The sequence below is a fragment of the Candidatus Dependentiae bacterium genome (assembly GCA_035445995.1).
Taxonomy (GTDB): Bacteria; Babelota; Babeliae; order Babelales; family Vermiphilaceae; genus DAOMRS01.
Map to the genome: position 1 here is coordinate 1025966 of DAOMRS010000001.1, position 18133 is coordinate 1044098.

The following is an 18133-nucleotide window of genomic DNA, read 5'->3' on the forward strand; positions in this document are numbered from 1 at the left end:
GAGTATTAAACATCCTCATTGCGTGAAAAACTTGAAAATAAAGTAGCTATTTTGTCTTGTGTTATATCGTTAATATCTAGTTTATCAACATGTTTGTCTTTCAGATAGTGCATAAATGCTTTTTGACCTTCACTATCAAGTTGTGGAATTGATTTTGGCATTAACGTATGTATTTTATTGCATTTTTGAACTCGTTCTACAAATTGTGCGCGACCTTTTGGGCAGCTACGTACTAAGTCACCAAGAAAATCGAGTAAATCTTGGGCAAATGCTACAAGTGCGGTAAATGATTTAATTTCTTTTAAAAATACAGCTTCTTCATGACCTTCGGGTGCATCGGCCCATTTGAGTAAAAAATTATCTTTCTTATTGCGTTTGTTTGTAGATTCTTCTATGAGGATGAGCATTTGGTGTTTGGTACTGCGCGCTCGTTCCATAAACGGTTCAACTTTAGCAATAAACTCTTTTTTAACTTGATCAAGCAATTCATGAATTGTTCTGCTACGGTGTGTATTACCCAAACTACGTGTATCTTGTTCTAAGGCAGCTAACTCAGTTATGGTGTATTGCTTGCCTTCATACGTGTAAATACCTACGTATGATTCGTTTTTTGTTTTGTTGCCAACCAGCATGGTATTAATTTCTCTACGGACAAGACCGATTAATTCAATAATGTCAGCATTAATACCAAATGCAGTACCATCAAATAATTTAAGTACCGGTGATTCAAGTGTAATATGTGTATCATGAACGCCCGCAATATGTGCTGCCGGTGTTAATAAACTTAGAAGAGAAATTATGTGTAATTTTTTCATAATACGTTCCTTTGATCTATTTAAAAATTCACTTCAACATTAAATGTTACGGTCCAATCATGTCCTATACCACGAGAGAATAGCGTACCATCTGCTTGTATGCCAAGAAACCAGATGCGTGTTGCTTGTTCTATTTTGCCGTTTATGCCACCAAAAAACTGACCTTGGCATGCATAGCCAATTTTTGCACGATCTTTGTCTAGATGCAAGGTCATGTCGCCAAAACATGGTGTGTCCATAGAAATTAATTTGTTTTCAGTCTGTAGCCAAAAATCGAATCCAAAGTTGGCACCAGCATGCGCCCCCAAATAATCTAATCTGCTCAGCCAACGCCAAATAATACCCGGTTGTACGGTTGTGTCTACGGCAACAGGATAAAATCGTTTGACGAGTTCTTGTTCTAAAAATGCAAGGTTTGCAGCAGCCTGTGCATCATTGGTAAAATCACGGTCTTCAAAAGCTGCTGCATTATTTTTTTCTACATAAAATATTTTTTCATCTTTGGGGAATAAATATTCTATTGAGCCGCGGTGGCATACGTGCACATTTTCTGCCCACGGCAAGTGAATGGTTTTGTTCAAATCTGAATTAATACGTAGTATGGCACCAATGCCCACATGGCCACCATTGCCCAGGCTCGTATCCAATAAATTTGCCGATAAGCGATCAAGTGCGCCGAGTGCAAATGCAGTCAATTCATCAAATGCTTTTTGTATTTGAGGGCCAGCCGGATCTAAAATGTCGCAAAAAATATCTTCTATAAGCGTGGGTGCAGGTAAGCAAGCATTTTTAAATCGAGCGAATGAACTACCCTTTAATCCTTTTTTGAGTGCAAATGCAGTTGGAATGGTTAGTTGAATGCCGGCGCGTACTCGTGCACGTTTATCAGTGAATACTTTACGTTCGATTTCAAGTCGAGTGTCACCAAATCCGAGCTTATCGCTGATAAAGTGTGCATCTTGAAATTCTTCATCTTCTTGCTCGGTATCGAAACCAAATTCTTCTGCAATGGCATCGCGTTCAGCATCGGTTAGAAATAAATTGCGTTCAAGATAATAAAGTGGAAATAAAAATCTGAGGCGCCATTTTTTCCATTGGCGCATGCCATGAATCATAAAGCCGGTACGACGTTGGTGCGTTTTTAAGTTGGCTGCGATGCAGAGTATTTTGGCAATATCAATATTATAATCTTCATCCGAAAAGGCGTCGATAAGAGGAGTTACAGAGTTTTGAATTTTATCAATAAATGATTCACTCGCAAAATTAAGATACGAAGATAACCTATCGCTGTGGTCAGTATAGAATGAATCACTCATCTGGTTATAGAAGAAATCGAAACCGGTTACCCAGCGACCTTTATAATCGCAGTGTAAAAGTTCAAATAAAGGGAAATCAAGTAAGCTACGTTGATTGAATGGGTTGGTATGGCAATACAAATCTTCTTCAAGTAAAGGGATAATACCTGCGTCTACTAATTGTTGCATGATGGTTTCTGGGCTGACATTGCGGTGATGCTGCAAAATGCCTTCTATTGAATCTTCACTTAAAAATTCCATTGCCTCAGGGGTGTCAAAAATATCGAAAATATCGTCGAAAGAATGCATAGCGGATACTATGCATGAAATACTACAGATGCTAAGTAAAAAATATATTTTTAGCTTTTTCATTGTGCGCTCTTCTTAATTTTTTATAAATTTTTGTTTACCTTTATGTAGAACAACAATCAGATTCTATATTATTTTTTGCTGCATGACAAAGTTGCATAAATATAATGATCGCTTTTTTTTGTATACTCGTTAAGATTAATTATTACCACATTGTATGCGTGGGGGTTTTTGTAAAATTGTAAGGGACTATATGGTATTACGAGAACAGCAGACACAAAATTATTTTATTGTTGAAGGCAATATAGGAGCTGGTAAATCTACATTTTTGGAAGTTATAAAAAAATATTTAAATGTGCAGGTAGTGCGTGAACCACATACCAAGTGGCAACAAGTAGGTGGTGAACATAATTTGCTTGATGCATTTTACAAAGATATGCCACGTTGGGCATACACCTTCCAAACATATGCTTTTGTTTCTCGTGTCATTGAACAACAAGAGCATGCAAAATCTAATCCATATTCTATTCAAGTGTTGGAGCGATCAGTATTTTCTGATCGTTATTGTTTTGCCAAAAATGCGTATGAGTCTGGCAACATGAATGCATTAGAATGGAAGTTGTATCAAGAATGGTTTAATTGGTTGGTTGATGGATATATACCAAAGCCCGCCGGTTTTATTTATTTACAAGTTGATCCTGCCGTATGTTATGAACGTTTGAGAAAACGTAACCGATCCGAAGAAGAAACGGTAGCACTTGCGTATATTCAACAATTACATGCATACCATGAACAATGGTTAATACGTAAAGAGCTTGTTGCCGAGAGTTTGCGAGATATACCGGTATTAACGCTTACGTGTGATCGTGATTTTGAACATGATAGATATGAACAAGAAAAACATATGGATCAAATAGTGGCATTTTTTGCGATGATAGGCGGTGCAGTATCCGCATCAGATCATGTAAATTATACACTTGTAAAATAATATGAAAGTGCAGTAGAATAAATATCAATATATGATTTATGCAAGTAATATATCACTTTTTACCACAAGGAGTGCGTATGGAAACAGTGTTTTTTGCAAAAGCAGCAGCCTTTTTAGGTGCATCGATTGCCATGGGGATAGGTACTGTTGGACCTGCATTAGGTCAAGGTTTTGTTGGTATGAAAGCTTGTGAGAATATTGGTAAATATCCACAACAAAGTAATGCAATACGTACCACTATGATGATTGCAATGGGATTGGTAGAAACCTCGGCAATTTATGCGTTATTGATTGCAGGGGCATTGATTTTTGTTGGATGGAGCCTTTAATAGATACATACGATAGCTATGATGACTATTAATATTACCATTATTGTTCAAATGTTAAATTTTGGTATTGCATATGCATTACTGTATAGTTTATTTTTTAAGCCTACCGTAGCATTATTGCACGATGAACAAGAGTCGTATCGCGCGATTGAAAATTTAATTGTGAGTGGTAAAGCGGTGTGTCTTGAAAAAGAACAAGAACTAGATATGCAGGTGCAATCATGTAAACAGTTTTTTAAAGATCATAAACCACGTGTTCAGGATTTGTATCTCGTCGTATTGAAAGAATTAACGCCTTCTATCACACCACAACCACTTGATGCTCAATCTATTAAGCATGCAACAGAACACATTAAGCAGGCGCTTATAAAAAGGGTAGAGCATGTTTCCTAGCTCATATGTAATTGCGATTGTGTTTCGTATTATTAATTTTATTGTTTTTGGTGTTGTGCTTGTTTATTTGTTTAAGAAGTATCTTTTAGACTCTATCTTACAGATGATGGCACAAAAAGACGCAGAAAAAAAAATGCTACATGAAGAAGCAGATGCTTTGCAAGAAACAGTAAAAGAGTTAGATAGCATGATTGAACGTGAAGCTCGTGAGTGTGAAGAACTCAAAAGACGTGTAATTGAATGGCGCAAACGAGTTGAGCAAGAACTTGATGAGCAACGTGTTAGCAGACAAGAACAAGCAGAACAAATACGACAGACTATGGCAACAAAGGCTCAACATCTGTATCAACAGAATCTTGAACGAGCAGCATTGCCATCAGCTCTAGAACAAGCACGTGAGCAATTACATGAAAAATTTTCTGAGAAACCAGCCGGCGTACAGTACATAAAAAGCGTTGTAGATCACATGAAGAGTACAAAATGAAACAAGTTAACTCTGATTATTTGGTACGCAAATATGCGCAAGCATTTATGCAGGTATTTGGTGCTTCTTTTTCACGTGAAGATGTAGGGGCTATGCAAAAGGTAGCACATTTTTTCCACCAAAGGAGTAGGGCATTATTTTTTTTGAGATTGCCTATTATTAGCAAGGATATCAAACGCGAAGTGCTTTATTATGTGTGTACGCAGTTTCATGTACCACAGGCAGCACACACATTAATTGATATATTGCTTAAAGATAAGCGTTCTGCATTATTATCACTGATATTCAGTAAGGTAAGTGAAATTTATTACAAGATACATGGTATTGAGCCATTTACTATAGAAGCCTCGCATGCATTGTCTGATGCTCAGTTGCAAGAAATAGAACAATTTCTTGCTGCTTGTACAGGACATGTTATTTTGTCTGAATATACTGTTAACACAGATTTGATTGCAGGCGTTCGTTTGCAAAGTGCTACCTCACTATGGGAACATTCTATACGCAAGCAATTGGCACATGTACAACAGCTTTTTATGCGCTAAAGGAAAACCATGGAAGTTAAAAGTACTGATTTAGTTTCATTATTTGAGCGTTCATTACGTGGACTGCCAGAAGATAAACTTGAAGAAATAGGTATTGTTGTTCAAGTTGGTGATAATATTTGCAAGGTGCATGGTTTGACGAATGCCATATCGGGTGAAATGATTGATTTTGAGGGTGGTAATCGCGGTATTATTTTTCAGCTTGATGAAGACGTAGTTTCAATATTCTTATTGTACGCTGACATTCCTGTAGCAGAATTAGAAGTAGCCAAACGTACCGGTAATGTATTTATGGCACCGGTTGGTCAAGAGTTACTCGGTCGCGTTATTGATGCAACAGGAAAACCGTTAGATGGTATGGGTAAGATCAAAGTTGATGCTATGCATCCTGTTGAAGCACCTATTGAAGGTATTGTTGAGCGTAGTCCAGTTAATGAGCCATTAGAAACAGGAACTATTGCGGTAGATACATTAATTCCGGTAGGCAGAGGACAACGTGAATTAATTATTGGTAATCGAGGTACCGGCAAAACAGTGCTAGCAGTTGACGCAATTTTGCATCAAAAAGATAAAGGGATTATTTGTATCTATGTTGCTATCGGTCAGCGCGAAGCAGCTCTTGCGCGTATTATTCGCTTACTTGAAGAAAGTGGTGCATTAGCGTATACCGTTATAGTGAGTGCACGTGCAGGGCAGGCGGTGTTGAATCAATATCTTGCGCCATATGTTGGATGCACGATAGGTGAATATTTCCGTAATCAAGGACGAGATGCTTTGATTGTATATGATGATTTGACTAATCATGCTATAGCATACCGTGAAATGTCATTATTGTTACGTCGTCCACCAGGACGTGAGGCATATCCGGGTGATGTGTTTTATTTACATTCTCGATTGCTTGAGCGTGCAGGTAAGTTGAAAAACGGGGCATCATTGACTGCATTGCCAATTGCACAAATTCAAAGTGATGATATTACTGCCTACATTCCAACTAACTTAATATCTATCACCGATGGTCAAATATTTTTGGATACACAATTATTTAACCAAGGCGTGCGACCTGCTGTGAATACAGAACTTTCAGTGTCTCGAGTTGGTGGTGCTGCTCAAACAGCGGCCATTAAAAAGGTAACTAAAGCTTTGCGTCTGGAACTTGCACAGTATCATGAATTATTGGATTTTGCACAATTTGGTACTGAGCTTGATGAGATTTCAAAACGACGATTACGCCGAGGTGAGCGAGCAGTTGAATTACTCAAGCAGCCACTGCATGTTACCTATTCATTTGTTGATCAGGCATTGATGCTCTTTTTATTCAGAGAAAATTTTCTGGATGATATTGCACCAAGACATGTGCATGCATTTGCAACAGAATTTGTTAGCTATGTACGATCAGTACATCAAGCAATTTATGATACAATTGCAACCACTGCTGATATATCAGATGATACAAAAGAACATTTAATTCAAGCGGCTAGAGAATTTAGTCGCTTATTTGTGTCACCAGAAAATGGGATAATCAAGTAATTTAAAAAATTATATAACGTGAACGTTAAAAAAGTGTAATAGGCTTATTTAGACCTTTTTTAACGATATTTCAAGAAACTATTTTCTTGTATTAAATGGTTTTTTTATTTTGTATAAAAATACCCCTAATATGAGGAGATAGGTAATGCTTGTATATCGTTCTAAGTTATTTTGTCTAACAGTACTGCTATTGTTGTCTGGGATAATACGAGCGGATAACTGCAATGACTGTTGCGGCAAAGTTACTAGTCATACTTTTTACAGTGTGCGACCACAGTTTCAAGTTGGTTCTCCTGAATATCTTACGCTTATGCGTAGATGTAATGGCGCGGTAGATGAAAAGAACATGAACTTTAATGTGACACTTTTTGGTGGTAAAACTACTAAATCTGATGATATTGCTAAGTTTTTCTCACCTTTTTGTTCTGAGTGCATTAATGTAAATGGCGCTATAGAAGAAGAAGGTACTGCGCTATTACCGCAACATTTTAATTTATTTAGCGTAGAATATAGTGATGAAGTTGCTATGTTTTTACCAATGGGCGTGAGTAACATTACCGATCCATTTGTCAGTAGAATTACTCTTAGGCCGGAACAGTCAGTAATTGGTCTTGGATTTTCTTTCCTAGCAAAATTTGAAGCATGCAAGCGTAACTGGTTTTTTGCTGTATCAGCACCATTAATGCGTGTAAAAAATGATATGGGATTGTGTGAGGTAATTACGAGCACAGGTCAATTTTATGATGTAACACCTATTGAAGATGAAGTAACTAATCTAAATCAAGAATTACACAACATGACGCAAGCATTAAATCAAAGTGATTGGTGCTTTGGTAAAATTTGTTGCGGTTCATTATCAAAAACTCGTCTTGCATTTATTCAAGCAATGCTTGGTCTTGAATGGGCATCGAATGAGCATTGTTTTGCAACCTCATTCCTTGGGATTACCATTCCAACCGGTAACAAACCAGAAGGCAAATATATATTTGAACCTATTGTAGGTACTGCTGGGCACTGGGGATTGTATTCCTATACAACTATGGGAATAGAATTCCATCGTTTTAGTAGTAATAATTATGTAGCTACTATTGATACCGATATTATGATGCAATATTTATTCTCACGCACTGAAAAACGTTCTATGGATTTAAAATACAAACCATGGAGCCGTTATATGGAACTCTACAAAAACAAAGATCAAGCAATACAAGCAAATGATTTGCAAGCTACATCTATTGATGCATGGTTCTTAGCAACACCGGGTATTAATATATTAACACAAGATGTGAAAGTGAAACCTGGATATAGCGTGAGCCTTAACGTAGCATTGACATTGAATCGTGATCCAAACTTTGCAGATCGTGGATTTACTGGTGAAATTGGCTATAACTTCTATGCGCGAGAAGCAGAATGTGTAGAACTTGAATGTTGTTCACTTGGTGGTGCTGCTATAAAAGATCACTCAGGTCGTGGTTTTGTCAATCCAGTTCGTACTATGACAAATGATTTATTATCTAATGAAGCAAGTGTTGCTAACCAAGTATTCCATGGTGAAAACACAACAACTGATGTGATTGATAATTATGATACACGAGCATTAACCATTGATGATCTTGATTTAAATTCTGCTGCGCATCCATGTGTACTTTCTAACACCGTATATGCTGCATTGGGTTATGATTGGGCAGATATTAAGTGTCCGGTTACCGCAGGAGTTGGTGGGTCATATGAGTTTGCTGGTCGTATGAATACGTCTCTTGATCGTTGGTTAATATGGGGCAAACTTGGTATTGATTTTTAATTAATTACAATGTTGAAACGAGGAGATTTTCGTATGATGTATTTAGTAGTAGTTCCGATTTTATTATTCCTAAACACGGTGCTGTATGGTGAAAACACCATACGCATTAATCCACGGGCTGATAACTATTTGTGCCGTGTGATTGCTGCAAATCAAATGACGGCAAATTTAGCGCCATATGATATTACAACAGAGCTTAATGCGGATCAGAGTGTTGCTCCTTATGCAGGTTCGTTTACCAAATCATTACAACATGATGCGGTTACCGGTCTTTTGAATGCATCTGGTCAAGAGAACTTTCAAGCACTGGTACACGCTATAGAAACGGCAGATCAAGTGAATTTCAATGAGATTGTACGTGCAATTGGCGCTAGCATTCAATTTAAAAATCCACAAGGTGCATATGCACATAGCCTTGTAGGTGCTCCATGTGCTATTATTCCGATTGCACCAGCGCCAACCATTTCAAGTCCAGAAGCTGCAGCTGATATAATTGAGAATTATTTACATGCAATTTGTCGTTCAGTGGCATTTGATGAATATGGAACTGGAGAAGGTACCGACGTTGATACAGTCAATGGTGGATCGATTACTAATAATGCAGCGGCAATTTTGACAGCTCTTGGCGATGCGTACCAAGGTCCAAAAGTTGATGGTGAGGTAACTGCGGGAGTTCTATTCAGAGGTAATGCGGTAGGGGATTTGGTTGGTCCCTATATCTCACAATTTTGGTGGTTACCTTTACACAGAAATTATACAGCATATGAAGAGCCGCAATATTTTTCTATTGCGCAAGATCGTGAATTTGGTGTAACGTGGGATGATTTTATTGATATAGAAAATGGTATAGTTCCCGTGCCGTATGAGCCATCAGATTTTAGTGGATATCGTTATATTATAGATGGACGAGATGTTGGAACTGCTGTGCATAATGATCCTCCTGCAATTTTCTTTTTTGATGCAGTAAATATACTGCTTTATAACAGGTTTCCTCAAGCATCTAATTTACCGTACTTTAATGGTGATATGCCAAATGAGTGTCAATTTGTGACTATGGGTATTGCTGATATTGATGCAGCAATATTTACTGCGGCACAAGAAGGGCTCAAAAATGCATGGGCACATAAATGGTTAGGATCACGCAAGGTTCGTCCAGAAGCTATGGCTGGATTAGTTCACCGTGCAAAAGTAACTGATACAAATCCTTTTGATTTATATGAAACTATTTTTGAAGAGCTTGCAGGAATTGATTTGCTTGCATGGGTAAAAGAGTATAACTCACAACAAGGTGAGGGTGCAGATACCTACTTATTAGCACAACAATATCCTGAAGGTTCACCGGATCATCCATCATATCCGGCTGGGCATGCAACGTTTTCTTCTGCAAGTGCAACTATTGTAAAAGCATTCTTTGATGATACTGAGTTGATTGCAACCTATACCGCACCGGTTAAACCGGATCCATCTGATCCAACTAAGTTAGTTCCATTATCGGAAGAAGAAGGTGCGTTGTTGCTAACGGTAGGTGGTGAACTTGATAAACTTGCATCTAACATTGCGATAGCTCGTGATTTTGCCGGTGTACACTACCGTTCTGATGCAGAGGCGAGTGTGGTGCTTGGTGAACAAGTTGGTTTGAAAGTGTTACAAAACTGGGCAGCAATATACCATGAGCAAGATTTTACCGGATTTGAGCTAACATTGCGTAACGGACAACGTGTGCGTGTTACTAAAGATGGTGTGACGAATATTCTAAGCTAACTAGTAGCATAAGATCAAAAAAAAGGCGGATGTATTTCCGCCTTTTTTGTTGTTAATTAATCTTCAGTGTTTTCTTTGCAGAATTCTAATTGGCCGGTTTTTGAGCTAGTAATAGTATAGGTGCCCAAAGGATCTTCAATTATCTGAAAGGTTATTGGTTGGTAACTATCGCTGGCAAAATGTAATACTATTGGTGTGGACCATATACTTTGTTTGCCTATTTGCATCGAGGAACGTAGAAGCTTTATTGACTGGGCACCTATTTCACCTCGAGTTCCAATATGATTGTTTTTAAATGATACTCCTGATTCCTTGTCTCTACCGTGTATTTGATATGTTAGAATATATGTAACAACTTGGCTTAGATTGTTACGTATCTGTATATCACCTTTTATTATTGGTGGTAGATCTTCCATGGCGTGTGCGGTATGTAAGCCAATACATGCAATGATTATTGCAAATATATGTTTCATGTTAAACCCTTTGTGTATGATTATTGTGAGTGAAGCCTGGTGTGTTCTAGCAGACTATTTTAGAACTTTCTTATTTTAAAAGTCAAAGAGCTCTTAGCCATAGATTAATTTTTTACTTAAGAAGAAGCATTAGTGACTTGCTACAATCATTTAAAATTTTAGAGTATTTTTCTTGTAAAGAATCACCGGGTACCTTTTTCAGCGATTTTTCATAGTTAGAATCCTTACGATGAGCACTTCCAGATGATCTCAATTTTTGAATTCGTCTCAAGGTTTTAATTAATTCTTCTGTTTTAAATATTTTACTGACTGAGAAATACTTTTCTAATTTATCCAAACTTCCTTCTTCCTCATCATTAAAAGTTACCACTTCGCTAATTTTTTTAACATTTATTGAATCAATAAGTATTTTTGCTAGACGCAAAATTCCTTCATCAAATTGTTTTTGGCTATTAATAGACAAATTTGCCAATGATTCCAGATTATGTTTATCATGATAATTAAGGGGTTTAAATAATTTCCATCCATTTTTTTTGTCAAAAATTTCATTGAATATGCCAAATATTTCTTTGAATAATAGATCGGCGCTATCCGGCCCTCTAAACTCACAGTAAAAGTCTCTAGCTATTGCAACATTACTCATTCGCGGTGATTCTTCAAAAATATTGTAACTTCTCCAATAATGTTGCTCATCATGTGGCAAATTGTTTAGATCTCCGAGATATGCCATGATGTACGTAGTATGATTATTATCTATTGGAATATACCAATCTTCTCCCCTCAATACGCCATCTTGAACTGAATAAAATTCTGGATTTGAGTAATATTTGTCTAATACTTGCCTTTTAAAGGTGACTCTTGTTAGATATGGATCAGGTTTTGCAAGGCCTTGTTTGTTTTTATAGGAAAACATTTTTTTAGGTTCACAAGAAACCTCGATCAGTTTTCCTCTTTTATTTTTTCCTACTATAAATTTAACTGATGATGGCATATATTCGGATCCTTTTTGGAGAGAGGTAACTTCCATTTATTTATACGATTTATTGTTATAAAAAGGCTTTAAATCTGTATTTTATGGTGTGCCCTGGCAGACTATTTTAGAACATTTTCGTTCTCAAGCATAGAAATAGCCAATATACGAGAGATGCTATTCAATTAGTGTGTTTTGATTTTTATCTGGTAGAAAGTTTTCTTTTGAAACTATCGTTTCACCCAATTGTTTCTCAATATCTTTACGCGTTCTACCTGCAACAGCACCACCTATTTTTGCATCATTTCTTAATTTAGACATACCATGTGAGTTTTTTTGTTGTGTAAGCTGGGAGGTTGTAGCTTCTCCAAGCATAGTAATAATAAGTTCTAGGTCAGTCATATGATCTCGTAGATTTTCTCCTGCGAGTCCTTTTATATTTTTATATTCATGGGCCTTTAAATCAAAAGCGCCTTGCATAATATCATTGGTTAAAATTGCATATTCGATTGGGCGCTTTACACCTCTTGCTGACCATTCGTCAGTTAATCCTTGACGAACTGCTATCCCGCGGATTCTTTTATCAACCCAATCCTTGCCGTATCCCTTTTGTTCATAGATTTTTTTAACTCTATCTATTCCCAGTTCAGGATTTTCGATTTCATCGATGCGTTCTTTTCCAACCCGTGCTAACCAAACCTTAAATGGCTCTGCTTTAGGGGAAGGGATGGACTGAATAATACGAAAAATGCCTTCAGTATTAGCGCAGTCTGTTTCATAATTTTTACCATCTGATGATTGTAATTTCAGTTGTCGACAAATTGTCGACAACTGGTTTCCAGATGTATCTTTTTCCCTGATTTTCATCTTATGCCAGTAATCACGTGGATTTTTACTATCCGTAAGAAAGGCAATAATATCGATTACAGAAAACCACCACTCATCATCAACAAGCACTCTTCTAATTTGCTTACCTTGAAAAATTGCTATCTTTGTTGGCTCATTTGTTGACATAAAATTCCCTTTATTACGCTGTTGTTTGCTTAATAACTCATAAGATCGAATGTTTTACTATAAAATAATCTCTGTATAGATACAATGCTCATATGCAAAATAAAAAGTAATCAAGAGGTAACACCATGAAATCAGCCCAAGAATTAATCAGTGAATCACGCAAACTTCTCAATCTCATAACAAACGAATCTAGCATCATCAGATGTCGCCAATATATCGAAGAATTTATTGAAATATATGAAACATACCCCAGCCTAACAACGGTAATTTCCTCATTAGAAATTAGTCGAAAAGACAAGAAGAAAAGTCTTAGTATACTTGAAAAAAAGGCTCTCAAGGAAATTCAGCGCGCATTTGATGTGTTAACCAAAAAGTGTGCTCACAAGCAAATCGACATTCCCCAAAGCATAATTAATGATTATCAGATAAACATCTCAAGTGCTGGCTATACTGTAAGCAAATTCGATGCTGTGCGAGATTTAATACTTTTGTTAAAGGCAAAACAAGAGTTGTCGGTAATCAAAAGGTTCGTTACTTTGAATGCTAAGGGTAACATAGATACATATACTTTTTCTCCTTCATATTTCGAATGGCATCAAGTAAAAGATGATGTAAAAGAAAGCGCTTGGTACAGCTATGACCAACTTCTATATTTGCGTAATAATACGTCAGATTTTATTTTTGTAGAAGAATATCCTTTTACAGATGATAATCAACATCTTACGATGCAAATACTTCTAGCAAGAGGGTTCTTGAACAATCCGTATAACGTTATGCAATACTACAAAAATTGTGTCAATATACTTCATAATCAAACAAAACTTATATTATTAAATCAACAACAAAAACCTGATGGTTACGATAAAAAAACGGGAATTCATACCATAGATGGAAAAGATACGAAGTATAACCCTTATAGTTTAAGAGGGAAATTTCTTTGTTTATTTTACCCTAATGGAACCCCTCGAAAAAGCCCCCTTTGCTTTGATGAGATATATGATAAAGCAATACGAACACCGACGGATCCGTGTTGGGATGATCTTGATCCAAAGGCACGAAAAAAAATAAAGAAAACTATTGATGATCTTTACCGAGGTATAAATATTCGATCTGGCAAAAAACTACTAAAAAGGGAAAACTTACAACTAGATTTTGTCTAACCGTTATGACTGTCGGGTTAGTCGGGTCAACTTAGCCCGACCCTCTATTCGCTATTCTGCATAATGACATTCAAATAATTATCTAAAATGTAAGGATAAATTATGCAGAAAATAACAGACATCCAAATCATTCCTATCAAGCCAAACAACGGGCATGTAGGGTTTGCCAGCTTTATATATGACGATAGTCTTTATTGTTCATCTATAGGCATATACACTCGCCCTCAAGGTGGCTTTCGGCTCAGCTATCCCACTCGTAAGGCACCAACCGCAAGCCTTTCTATATTTCACCCAATCAATAAAGAAACCACAGACATGATTGAGGCCGCTGTAGTCAGTAAGTATGAACAACTTATTGGCACAGCGGCCTGATAATCGATTGAGTGGTTAATGATGAAAGAAAAATCCAATAGCAATGCACAACAACCGATTAAAAACGACGAATACTATCGTCCATTAATCGAGTTGTTTGAGCTATTGCTTGAGTGGGATATGCGAGCTAAAGAAGCCGCAAAAAATCAAGAGTAAGTAATTTAAAGCAATTAAGCCATCAGCCTTGAACATTGATGGCTTAATAAAATAGGGAATTTACAAATGAATATTAACAGAAAGTCCATAGATTACAAAGAAGAAAAGCAAGATTACCCCCAATACGCGACATTTGAATATGCCAAGGCAAATCGTGACTTAAATGCGGAGCTCAATAACACGAAACAGCAATTACATTACGAGCTTTCAAAACTTTGTTACACCATTGAAAGTCCATTGTCTATTAATAGATCACGCAACATCCAACAAAAAGGAAAACCTCATGAATGGTCCTATATTGCCTGGTATCAGAAAGATAATGATGGGAACACATATTTAAAATGCAGTGCAGGATTTATGCAAATTGGAGAAGAAGACATCATATCTATCTTAGTGCCTGAAATAAAAAAGAAAAAGTAATAATAAAAAAACGCCATGAACGCATTGTCCGGTGCGTTCGTGGCAAGGAGAATGTTTTATGCAAGCTAATGATAACATTTCAAATGATAAACAAAAAGAGTTTAAAAAGTGGATATCGCAAGAACGGGTGCAATGGCATGATGATATGCATTCATTAAAAAGTACCATGAAAAGTTTGGGATATGAGCATGTCCCTTTAACTGAATTACTCAACGATCAGTTCATTGAAAACTTAAGAAACAATCAAATTACAGATACCATTCTGTCTGCATTACTCAATATAAGAGATCAGTACCAAGAGCTTGTTGAAAAGTATAAAATTCTTTGGCCTGAAGAATATGCCATAAAAGAATTCAATCAAAAGCATGCCGTAGTCCACGTCGACCAAACATACATTCTTACCGAGAAAGATAATAGTTTTGGAGGCAAAAGCTTTTCATTAGAAAGCCCTGCATCATTCAAAGCATTTTATGAAGATGAAGTAATCAAGTGCGCGAATGGAAGTATACGAAAAAAAGCAAATATCTGGCTGACGAGATCTATTCCTCCCAAAAGGAGAAAATTTACTGGAATAATTTTTGATCCTACCACTGTTGGACATACAAAAAATCATTATAATATTTGGCGCGGTTTTGCGGTTGAACCAAAACAGGGAGACACAACAAAGTATTGGGCGCACGTAAGAGATAATATTTGTTCTGAAAATCCTGAATACTATCAATTCGTACGCAAGTGGATTGCTTATATTTTCCAGCACCCAGATGAGGTACATACAGCTTTGGTTCTTTGTGGTTCACAGGGCGTGGGAAAAAATAGTTTTGTTGAACCATTAGGGAAATTATTAGGCCAACACTATGTACTTTTAAGTAGTATTAGTGAACTTGTATCAAATTTTAATTTCCACCTTAAAAGCGCTGTATTGATCCATGCAAACGAGGCTCTATGGGGTGGAAATAAAAAAGAGATAGGTACGGTTAAAGCTATGATTACTGAGCGCAATTGCCTTATTGAAAGCAAGGGAAAAGATCGGATCATGGTAAAGAATTTCAAGCATCTTATATTAAGTAGCAATGAAGATTGGCCGGTGCACATTGATGCTGATGACAGACGTTTTTTTGTACTTCGTGTCTCTGAAAAACATAAAGAAGATCATAGCTATTTTGCTGCAATACAAACAGAACTAGATAATGGCGGCTATGAAGCATTACTTTATGATCTTTTGCATGAAGATTTGCATGAATTCAATCCGCGTAACTTTCCACATAGCAATGAGTCTTTCAACATTAAATTAACAAGTTCCAGCTCTTGTATTCGATACATGTATGAATCACTGTGCGATGGTAGTTTTAATCCAGAAAGCAATATCCTCAATGGTTGGGAGGATTGCATTTCACGAGAAGATTTATATAGCTACTATAATACTTGGTGCAATAACAGCGGTGAAAAAACGATTCCAAAAAACAAATTTGGCGAATCAATTAAAAAGCATATTCCTTCAATAAAAGATCATCGTCCTTCAATTGATGGCAAGCGATCTTGGGCTTATAAGATTCCCTCTCTTGAGCAAGCTAAAGAAGAATTCGCAAAAGCATTTAAAACCGATATCACATATATATTTGAGGAAATACCATGAGATCCGTCTATGCTGTCCTGCATCGTGTCTATGCTGACATATTGCCTATTAAAGCATTCAGAGCCGCATGTCCAAGTTGTCTAAGATGTCTAGGCACTTTTATTCCCCACAATAATTCAGTGCATAAAAATAGAGTGAACACTGTCTGCGCAAATAAACTGCCTGGACTATATGGACGATCTGGACATCCCTTTATTTTAGTGAGTTTTAAGCAACAATCTACCTGGACACCTTTTAGGACAACCTGGACGCAGGAAACCTTATGATCTTGATAGAACTCGCACAGCAAGCAGGCCTTAAACCATATAAAGCATCCAATACACAGGGTGGAGAATATAAATCGGCATGCCCTAAATGTGGCGGCAAAGATCGTTTTTATATCCAACCCTACAAGCAGATGAAACTATGTGTTGGGTACTATCGATGTAGACAGTGTGATTACCACGGAGATGCTATTCAATTTGCTCAAGATCTTGGCATGGATTTCCAACAGGCAGCTGAACGGGTTAATGCAACCCTCTCTCATCAACCAATCTTCAGAAAGCAATATCTAAAAAAAACATTCAAAGCAACTGTAATTAATGCAACTTCCGATTTGTGGCAAATCAAAGCTCAGGAATTTATAGCATGGGTGCACAATAATATTCTTAACCAACCAAAAATTTTAGAACAGTTAAAACAAAGAGGCCTTCCCATTGAAGCAATACATAAATATAAGATTGGGTGGAATCCACAGGAACTTTGGATTGATAAAAGTGATTGGGGTATTACACCTGATAATAAAAAGCTGTGGATTCCTAGGGGTATTGTTATCCCCTCTTTAGACAATAGCGGCAATATACAACGCATTAAAATAAGACGGGTGGAATGGAATAAACAAGATACCATAGGCAAATACATTATACTTTCAGGAAGTATGAATGGCTTGAGTATTATAGGCAATACTAAGCATGATCTCATGATTGTGGTCGAATCAGAACTTGATGCATATGCCTTACATTTTGCTGTGTCAGATTATGCTTTTGTTATAGCTGTTGGCAGTAACAGTAAAAATCCTGACAATATAGTTCATTTTTTGGCTCCTAAGAAAACAATATTAATCTGCCATGATAATGATGATGCTGGCCAACTAATGCTCAAAAAATGGAAACAATTGTATGCTCATGCTCAAAGCTATTCCACGCCTCTAGGAAAGGATATTGGGGAGGCTGTTGAACAAGGGCTTAGGATTAGACCCTGGCTTTTACAATTCAGATGGGACAAAACAACAGATCAGGAATTAATCGATTATGTACTCAAGTATATCGATGATAGAACGGTTACTAAAAGAACATATGATGCCTGGGAAAAAGAAATCTTTCTGGGTCCTGATTCACCACGTGCTAAAATTGGTGAACTTCAAAAAGGTTTAAAATTGATTCAACAACTAACTACTCAATCCAAAACAAACTAAAAAAGATACTGCGTATAATCTTTGTATGTTATGTCATCAAAGAAGAGTTGTTTTTTAGGAATCACAGTCGGTGATCCAAATAGATAAATAGTTAGGTCTGTATCTTTTTTTTTGGTAGGTATTGGAACCGTTTTTACTCTTTTATTTATTTCATACAAAAGTGAAACGAACTGGCAAAGCCTTCGTGTTTCTTCTTCGGTGTATTCTCTTTTATTCATGATGACCCAGAAAAAAGTAA

At 36.7% G+C, this 18133-nt stretch carries 19 protein-coding genes; 14 read left to right on the top strand and 5 right to left on the bottom strand.

Translation table 11 applies throughout. The features are described 5' to 3' along the window. Nucleotides 1-5: 5 nt before the first annotated feature. Both PK943_04935 and PK943_04940 read right to left on the bottom strand, forming a co-directional pair. Entirely contained in the window at nt 6-815 is an 810-nt protein-coding gene (locus PK943_04935) for a hypothetical protein (GenBank protein ID HRN78562.1), read from the bottom strand. A gap of 20 nt (nt 816-835) precedes the next feature. Further along, complete coding sequence (locus PK943_04940; GenBank protein ID HRN78563.1) at nt 836-2482, bottom strand: hypothetical protein; 1647 nt, start codon at nt 2480-2482, stop codon at nt 836-838. A 190-nt stretch (nt 2483-2672) separates the two neighbouring features. Between PK943_04940 and PK943_04945 the strand changes: the two genes are divergently transcribed. From PK943_04945 to PK943_04980, 8 genes are all read left to right on the top strand, one after another. Continuing rightward, nucleotides 2673-3407 (top strand): deoxynucleoside kinase, encoded by a 735-nt coding sequence (locus tag PK943_04945; protein HRN78564.1) that lies wholly within the window; start codon nt 2673-2675, stop codon nt 3405-3407. A gap of 77 nt (nt 3408-3484) precedes the next feature. After that, a complete protein-coding gene (locus tag PK943_04950; GenBank protein ID HRN78565.1) occupies nt 3485-3736 on the top strand; it encodes an ATP synthase F0 subunit C in 252 nt (83 codons plus the stop codon). 18 nt (nt 3737-3754) lie between these two features. Next, the gene (locus tag PK943_04955) at nt 3755-4129 is read left to right on the top strand and encodes a hypothetical protein (protein HRN78566.1); all 375 of its coding nucleotides are present in this window, start codon (nt 3755-3757) and stop codon (nt 4127-4129) included. Continuing rightward, nucleotides 4119-4613 (top strand): hypothetical protein, encoded by a 495-nt coding sequence (locus PK943_04960; protein ID HRN78567.1) that lies wholly within the window; start codon nt 4119-4121, stop codon nt 4611-4613. The genes PK943_04955 and PK943_04960 overlap by 11 nt, the downstream gene beginning before the upstream one ends. Next, nucleotides 4610-5155 carry an ATP synthase F1 subunit delta gene (gene atpH, locus PK943_04965; GenBank protein HRN78568.1) on the top strand — a complete coding sequence of 182 codons (546 nt, stop codon included), beginning with the start codon at nt 4610-4612 and terminating at the stop codon, nt 5153-5155. The genes PK943_04960 and atpH overlap by 4 nt, the downstream gene beginning before the upstream one ends. Nucleotides 5156-5164: 9 nt before the next feature. After that, nucleotides 5165-6682 (top strand): F0F1 ATP synthase subunit alpha, encoded by a 1518-nt coding sequence (gene atpA / locus PK943_04970; GenBank protein ID HRN78569.1) that lies wholly within the window; start codon nt 5165-5167, stop codon nt 6680-6682. Nucleotides 6683-6827: 145 nt separating this feature from the next. Then, nucleotides 6828-8483 carry a hypothetical protein gene (locus PK943_04975; GenBank protein HRN78570.1) on the top strand — a complete coding sequence of 552 codons (1656 nt, stop codon included), beginning with the start codon at nt 6828-6830 and terminating at the stop codon, nt 8481-8483. A gap of 33 nt (nt 8484-8516) precedes the next feature. Further along, nucleotides 8517-10244, top strand: a complete 1728-nt coding sequence (locus tag PK943_04980; protein HRN78571.1) for a vanadium-dependent haloperoxidase — start codon at nt 8517-8519, stop codon at nt 10242-10244. A gap of 56 nt (nt 10245-10300) precedes the next feature. On the opposite strand, the gene PK943_04985 is transcribed toward PK943_04980, so the two are convergent. The 3 genes from PK943_04985 to PK943_04995 form a co-directional block, all read right to left on the bottom strand. Next, a complete protein-coding gene (locus PK943_04985; GenBank protein ID HRN78572.1) occupies nt 10301-10717 on the bottom strand; it encodes a hypothetical protein in 417 nt (138 codons plus the stop codon). Between the two features lie 112 nt (nt 10718-10829). Beyond that, nucleotides 10830-11708, bottom strand: a complete 879-nt coding sequence (locus PK943_04990; protein HRN78573.1) for a hypothetical protein — start codon at nt 11706-11708, stop codon at nt 10830-10832. Between the two features lie 156 nt (nt 11709-11864). Continuing rightward, entirely contained in the window at nt 11865-12701 is an 837-nt protein-coding gene (locus PK943_04995) for a Bro-N domain-containing protein (protein ID HRN78574.1), read from the bottom strand. 125 nt (nt 12702-12826) lie between these two features. On the opposite strand from PK943_04995, the gene PK943_05000 reads away from it, so the two are divergent. From PK943_05000 to PK943_05025, 6 genes are all read left to right on the top strand, one after another. Then, entirely contained in the window at nt 12827-13861 is a 1035-nt protein-coding gene (locus tag PK943_05000) for a hypothetical protein (GenBank protein ID HRN78575.1), read from the top strand. Nucleotides 13862-13963: 102 nt separating this feature from the next. Next, nucleotides 13964-14233 (top strand): septation protein SpoVG family protein, encoded by a 270-nt coding sequence (locus PK943_05005; GenBank protein ID HRN78576.1) that lies wholly within the window; start codon nt 13964-13966, stop codon nt 14231-14233. 21 nt (nt 14234-14254) lie between these two features. Beyond that, complete coding sequence (locus PK943_05010; GenBank protein ID HRN78577.1) at nt 14255-14389, top strand: hypothetical protein; 135 nt, start codon at nt 14255-14257, stop codon at nt 14387-14389. 66 nt (nt 14390-14455) lie between these two features. Beyond that, nucleotides 14456-14809, top strand: a complete 354-nt coding sequence (locus tag PK943_05015; protein ID HRN78578.1) for a hypothetical protein — start codon at nt 14456-14458, stop codon at nt 14807-14809. A 58-nt stretch (nt 14810-14867) separates the two neighbouring features. Beyond that, nucleotides 14868-16442 (top strand): DUF5906 domain-containing protein, encoded by a 1575-nt coding sequence (locus tag PK943_05020; protein HRN78579.1) that lies wholly within the window; start codon nt 14868-14870, stop codon nt 16440-16442. Nucleotides 16443-16704: 262 nt separating this feature from the next. Further along, on the top strand, nt 16705-17895 hold the full coding sequence (locus PK943_05025) for a toprim domain-containing protein (protein HRN78580.1): 1191 nt from the start codon (nt 16705-16707) through the stop codon (nt 17893-17895). Nucleotides 17896-18133 lie beyond the last annotated feature (238 nt).